The sequence below is a fragment of the Cerasibacillus sp. genome, from assembly GCF_036516575.1.
In the GTDB taxonomy this organism is placed as follows: Bacteria; Bacillota; Bacilli; order Bacillales; family Amphibacillaceae; genus Cerasibacillus.
Genome location: NZ_DATBTY010000012.1, coordinates 1 through 3,138, shown reverse-complemented (window position 1 = coordinate 3,138; position 3,138 = coordinate 1). Strand labels below are relative to the sequence as shown.

Annotated in this window: 3 protein-coding genes; all 3 read left to right on the top strand. The window is 34.4% G+C overall.

Annotated elements, in window-relative coordinates; all coding sequences use genetic code 11:
* Positions 1-237, top strand: a 237-nt coding sequence (locus VIG73_RS02550) for a hypothetical protein (RefSeq protein WP_331638993.1), incomplete at its 5' end; no start/stop codon positions are given.
* A gap of 322 nt (positions 238-559) precedes the next feature.
* Entirely contained in the window at positions 560-1,069 is a 510-nt protein-coding gene (locus VIG73_RS02545) for a DUF3841 domain-containing protein (protein ID WP_331638992.1), read from the top strand.
* Between the two features lie 518 nt (positions 1,070-1,587).
* Positions 1,588-2,142 (top strand): tyrosine-type recombinase/integrase, encoded by a 555-nt coding sequence (locus VIG73_RS02540; RefSeq protein WP_331638991.1) that lies wholly within the window; start codon positions 1,588-1,590, stop codon positions 2,140-2,142.
* Positions 2,143-3,138: the final 996 nt, after the last annotated feature.

Here is a 3,138-nt window from a genome sequence, read left to right as displayed (position 1 = left end):
GATATGACAATAAAAGAAGCAGAAGAATATGTTCTTCAAGATTATGAAAAGGTTGATGCAGCTTTTTCGATAGGTGAGTTTGATTATTCATATGAAGAGATAGATGAGTTAGGTGAAAGAATCGAAATTTTGTTGAAGGTGTATGGCACAATTTACGCGTTGCGTAATGATGAAGAACCTATTCATTATGATGATCAGGATATGTTAAAGAGTCTTATAAATGGTGAATTACATTGAACTTCCAAGAAAAAAACTTAGGCAAAAGGTGTCCAAAGACTTGACGTAGATCCACTTAAATAATTATGTGATAAAAGCCAATGAGGGGTCTCGTCAGATTTATGCGGATTTACAACGTTAAGCATTTAATGTTACCAAACGACGCTTTGGGAGTGTTTTTTTAATTTTAGTTATGGCTTGAAATTAAAAAAAAGTCATATCTCACTTGTAGCGTAAGCCCACAAGTTACGTTGACCTTAATAATGTTAAAATGTGTAATATATTGTTTATGAGTCTTTTTATTTATTACGACTTATAAGCAATATTTATAATGGAGGTTTTTATGGGAACGTATTGGACAATTCAATCAAGTGAAAAATGGAACGAAATACAACAAAAGGGGTATCTCATTGGAAATCCGAATTTCATCTCGTCAGATCTTATTGAAGATTATCACTGGATGATGAAAAAAATGAGTAAATATATTCCAAACTATAAGGGGGAGTATCCTGTTTGGTTATGGACAGAAAAACCGGACCTAAGAAAAAGTGGGTATTTTAAACGTGGTAAAGAGGGTATATTGTTGAAAATTGATATAGAAGAAAGTCGAGTTCTTCATTCAGATTTTGAAGCTTGGCATTTTGTATTAAATAAACATTATTTTGATCTTGAACAAATTGAGGAAGATAACAGACAATTTGTTCAGTCTGAACTAGAAAGAAGTTGGGAAATGATTTTCAATATTGATCGTTTAACTGAACACCCTAATTGGGGGGAGTGTACAATTCAAGGTGTTACTAATCTCATAGATTTAAGTGAAATAACATTAGTTAGAAAATTTATAGCTAAATAGAATAGAAATGAGTTCGATAGGCTACTATATCGAACTCATTTTTAATTTTTCCATTATGAATTGGATTTTATATTGCGTTATTTTTAAACTGTTCGACAAATTCTTTGTTTAATCTTTCAGTGTTTCTCAATATTGTTTCATTAGATAGTGCTAGCCTTGATCGGAATACAAAATACGTAGGTATATAGCTGATTGTATAATAAATAATTTCACCGTAAAAAAAACTTCACCTCCCACTTCAAACAAACCGTAAGGTTGTTAAGTGGTGAGTAGTTCAAAATGCTTCTTAATTGAGAGTATATCATTTCATAATCAATGTTGTTTTGAGGAATACCAGTCAACTTTACAATGTTATTGATACTATGATCATTTTTACTTCGATCACAATGATGTACGGTTTTGGTTACAACCGTACATGAAGAATCGCTCAACCGAGCGGTTCTTTTTTTGTTGCCGAAAAACATGTACGGTTTCTGTTAAAATAAAAGGAAACTTTACATGAAAAAGGAGCGTTTTTGATGAAACCGAGAGAAAATGTGCAGCCGTTACGATCGGCCGAAGAAATTCAGCAATTTCGCCAAGCCTTACAAATGAGCCGTACGGCAGAAAGAGATTTGTTGCTGTTTGATATGGGCATCAATACAGGGCTTCGCATTAGTGATCTGTTGCCATTGAAGGTAGGCGATGTGCGAGGGAAAACATCGGTCACCATTCGAGAAAAGAAAACAGGCAAGAAACGAACGGTCTTTTTACATATGATCATGCCGGAAATTGCGACGTATACGGAAGGAAAAGAGGAAGAAGCGTATTTATTCGCTTCACAACGGACAGGACAGCCGATTTCAACGACACAGGCCTATCGAGTCTTTCAGAAGGCAGCTGATTTACTTGGGAGAGAAGATGTTGGGACAAATTCCTTGCGGAAAACGTTTGGATATCATTACTATCAGCAAACGAAAGATATTGCGACGTTGATGGTGATCTTTAATCATGCTTCACAGAATGTGACGAAGCGATATATTGGAATCGAAGAAGAAGAAATGGCAATGAGCTTGAAGTATTTCAAGTTATAAAAGTAAGGGGTGTTAGCCATCCGATCTGTTAAGAAAAAAGAGTGAAACGGCAACTTTTGGTCGGTCTATTGAATGGAGGATAGAACAAATTAGAAGGACGAGGGCGGCGTATTAAAGCCACTGAAAAGAAAATAGGTGTAATTGCAGGTCGTATGATAAAAACTGCTGTAAAAGGCGATTGAGAAGCCTTGAATGATATGGCCATAAAAGAAGCAGAAGAGTATGCTTTTGAAATGAAGAACCAATTCATTATGATGATCAGGGTATGTGAAAGAGTCTTATAAATGATGATTCTACATTGAACGCACAAGAAAGTTTCAATGTAGAATCCATGTCATCTCTAGGAGCTATTGCTTAAAACCTCAATGGTATCGTCTATTTTCATGGATCTATTCCATGTATGTTCAATGATAATACAATGAATTGATAAGATAAGTTCCATGTAATTGTATGGATCAATCATAGATTGAACTTCTAAGACACTCTCAATGTAACTGTGTTATCTAGTCCATGTAAACTTCATGTAATTCCTCGGATTTATTGTTCGAAACCGCAAGGGTATCGTCTATTTTCGCACATCCATTCAATGCAAGTTCAATGATAATGCAATTAATTTGTAAGTAGTAACTTTTAGATTTCAAAGAGCAAAATAGTTTGAATATAGATGTGATAAGTAGTTAGATGAGTGCGAAAAATTTTGCATTTTATATATTTATAGTGTAAAATGAAGTCAATTCAGAGGGTAAGACCAATCAAGAAAGTAAGACTAATTCAGAGAGTAAGACTAATTCAGAGAGCAAGACTAATTCAAAAAAGTAATCTTATTTTCTAATCAGAGGATCATGCTGAGCATGATCCTCTGATTATTTTTAGGAGGTACTACATATGGAGAAGGTAGCAATACTTGTAGATGTAGGATATGTACAAAAGATATTTAAAGTTCGACAGCCGCCTATTGCTTGGCAAGCTAAAATGGTTTACGATTTTTCCAAGGCA